General features: G+C 46.9%; 3 protein-coding genes. All 3 read left to right on the forward strand.

The window, feature by feature from the left end:
• Positions 1 to 1,365, forward strand: a 1,365-nt coding sequence (locus tag AAGC65_RS25495; RefSeq protein ID WP_343115275.1) for a TonB-dependent receptor, incomplete at its 5' end; no start/stop codon positions are given.
• Complete coding sequence (locus tag AAGC65_RS25500; RefSeq protein WP_343115276.1) at positions 1,362 to 2,510, forward strand: DUF5074 domain-containing protein; 1,149 nt, start codon at positions 1,362 to 1,364, stop codon at positions 2,508 to 2,510. The genes AAGC65_RS25495 and AAGC65_RS25500, both read left to right, overlap by 4 nt.
• On the forward strand, positions 2,453 to 3,293 hold an 841-nt coding region (locus AAGC65_RS25505; protein WP_343115277.1), incomplete at its 3' end, for a PKD-like domain-containing protein. The genes AAGC65_RS25500 and AAGC65_RS25505, both read left to right, overlap by 58 nt.

The following is a 3,293-nucleotide window of genomic DNA, read 5'->3' on the forward strand; positions in this document are numbered from 1 at the left end:
ACCACCGCCATTCGTGAGAACGGCGACATCCGCGCTTTGCGTTTGGAAAGCGGGCTGTATGGCAAAGCCGCGCATGGCTTTTGGAATGTGAAAACCTATTTCTACGATTCGGAAAAAGGCATCCCCGGCGCGATCGTTAACAACGTGTTCAAACAATCGCAGCGGCAATGGGACCGTAATTTCTTCGTACAGGGTTCTTATCAGCAAAGCATCACCAGGCTGTACGATATACAGGTGAACGCCAAATACGCCAACGACTACATGCGTTACCTGAACCCCGATCCGAATCAGTTCCATATCGATAATAACTTTTTACAGCAGGAATGGTATGCTTCGATAGCCAATAAACTCAGTGTCTCTAAAGTCCTGGATCTTGACCTGTCTACCGACGTGCATTACAATACGCTCAATTCCAATCTGGATGGCTTTGTCTATCCCAAACGACTGACCTCACTGGTCGCCCTGGCTGGTGCGGCCCATTTAGGCAAATGGAAGATGCAGGCCAGTATGCTGGGCACTTTCATCGATGAAAGCATCACCCGCGTAAACCCGGGCACCGAAGATGCCGTGGCGGCTTCGAATAAAAATGAGTTAACACCAGCGGTTTTTCTGTCCTTCAAACCTTTTGATAAAAAAGAATTTAACCTACGGGCATTCTATAAGCATATCTTCCGGATGCCGACCTTTAATGATCTGTATTATACCGACATCGGTAATATAAAACTGCAACCAGAGTACACTTATCAATATGACCTGGGTTTTACCTGGCACAAAAGCTGGCCGGGGGCGTTTTTCAGTGAATGGCAGTTGCAAACCGACGCTTACTACAACCAGGTCACCAATAAGATCGTCGCCGTGCCTAAAGGTACGGGCATGTACCGCTGGATGATGCAGAATATCGGTTATGTGGAGATACGGGGTATTGATGTCATCTCCGATTTTGCCTTTGCTTTACCATCAAACACTTTATTAAATATTCGGACATCTTATACTTATCAGAAAGCGCAAGATTTTACGAAGCAAAAGAATCCGTTATTGGAAGCATTGACCTACGGCGGCCAGATCCCTTACATACCATGGCATAGCGGCTCGCTGATCTCCAGCATACAGCGCGGCACCTGGCGCGTGAATTATAGCTTTATTTATGTGGGTGAACGCTACGACAACTCGGCCAATATTACCGATAACTATCACCGGCCCTGGTATACGCATGATCTGTCGGCTTCTAAAGACATCCAATACAAAAAATCTCGTTTCAAAATATCGGGCGAGGTCAATAACCTGCTGAACCAGGACTATGATGTAGTGAATAACTACCCCATGCCCAAACGAAATTATAAACTGATCTTATCTGTTGAACTATGAAAAAGTACCATTTAATAGTCTTGCTAATGGCCTTCGTGGTAGCCTCATGCCGCAAAGACCAGGAAACTTTTAAACCCGAAGAGACCAAGGTAGATCAATCCTCGGATGCCAATTATGCCGGCTTTTACCTGCTGAACGAAGGTAACATGGGCAGCAATAAATGTACGCTGGATTTCTACGATCTGGGTAAGGGCGTTTACCAGCGTAATATCTACGGCGCGATCAACCCGACCGTACCTAAAGAATTGGGCGATGTAGGTAACGATATCGCCATTTACGGCGGTAAGCTGTACGCTATTATCAACGTGTCCAACAAAGTCGAAGTGATGAACGCGGCCAATGCCAAACGCATCGGTCAGATCGAGATACCAAACTGCCGTTATATCAAATTTGATAAAGGTTTTGCCTACATCACCTCCTATGCCGGACCGGTAGAGATCAATCCTAACTATACCCAAAAAGGTTATGTAGCTAAAGTCGATACCGCGACATTAAAAGTGGTGAGCACCTGCATCGTCGGCTTTCAGCCGGATTGCCTGGAGATCGTTGATGGCAAGATCTATGTGGCCAACTCCGGCGGTTATATGGGTGCGGGCAATACCGAAAAATATGAACGTACCGTTTCGGTGATCGACCTGGCCACTTTTAAAGAGGACAAGCGTATCGACGTCGATTACAACCTGCACCATATCAAAGCCGACAAACGTGGCAATCTATGGGTAACCTCGCGCGGCGACTACAAGAAACTGCCTTCAAGGCTCTATTTTATTGACAAAGCCCAGCAAAAAGTAACGGACACCATCCCTATCGCCGCTAGTAACTACTGGTTGGATGATGACCTGCTGTACGTATACAGCACCGAGTGGAGCTATATCACTTACTCTAATGTCATTACATACGCTATTGTAGATACCCGGACACACAAGGTCATTTCCAATGCCTTCATTACTGACGGTACGGATAAAGAGATACAGATCCCTTACGGCATCATGGTGCATCCGGTGACCAAAGATATCTATGTAACTGATGCCGGCAATTACGTTTCCCCTGGTTTGCTGTATTGTTTCGACAAGCAGGGCAAAAAGAAATGGGTCGTACGTACCGGAGACATTCCGGCGCATATGGCCTTATTACCAAAAAAATAAAATCAAAACACATGAAAAAACAAGTACCTATCTATTTACTGCTCCTGCTTTTTTTGCTGGCGATAGCCTGCAAGAAAGATGTGCAGCAAGCGCCAAGTATTTCCGGCATCAGTGCAGATACACTGACATTAAATATCGGCGATAAGACCGTGCTGGCCCCCACCATCACTAATACCAAGGGCAACAACTACACCTGGCTGGTGAACGGTAAGGAAGTAGCCAGCGGGCAGATCAATTATACTTTTGAAGCGAAAACCGCCGGTAACTACGATGTCACTTTTAAGATCGAGAACAAAGGCGGCAGCGATCAGAAAGGCTACAAGATCTTTGTCGAAAAAGCCATCACCATTACTTTGGCGGAGATCCCGGCGGTGGCATTGAGCCAGGTCGTTGACCTGCAACCGGCCATCAGCGGACCGGCGCGTAACGATTATGATTATCAATGGTCGATCGGCGATTCGGTGATCAGCAAGAACCTGAACCTGAGCTTTATTTCACCGGCTTCGGGAACATTTGCACTGACCTTTAAAGCCACTGCCGGTAAGCAAAGCACAGCGGTAACCCGTACCATTACTGTAAATACGGCCACCTATATCGCCAATGCTTACTCGGTCGTGGAATTTGTGCCGGCACCTTGTAAACTGTATAACTGGTCGGTGATCGGTGACAAAGCCCTATGGCAGTACAATACGGAATTTCCGCTGCCGTATACCGACTTTTTAGCAAAGGCGTCAGAAATGAGAAAGACCAACATGTATGCGTCTTTATTTGTGGGTTCCTGGG

Origin of the sequence: Mucilaginibacter sp., assembly GCF_039207105.1 — a bacterium.
GTDB lineage: Bacteria > Bacteroidota > Bacteroidia > Sphingobacteriales > Sphingobacteriaceae > Mucilaginibacter.

What these genes read in the sequence shown, in the direction of transcription:
- AAGC65_RS25500 (WP_343115276.1), top strand. Translation starts at nt 1,362, where the DNA reads ATGAAAAAGTACCATTTAATAGTCTTGCTAATGGCCTTCGTGGTAGCC.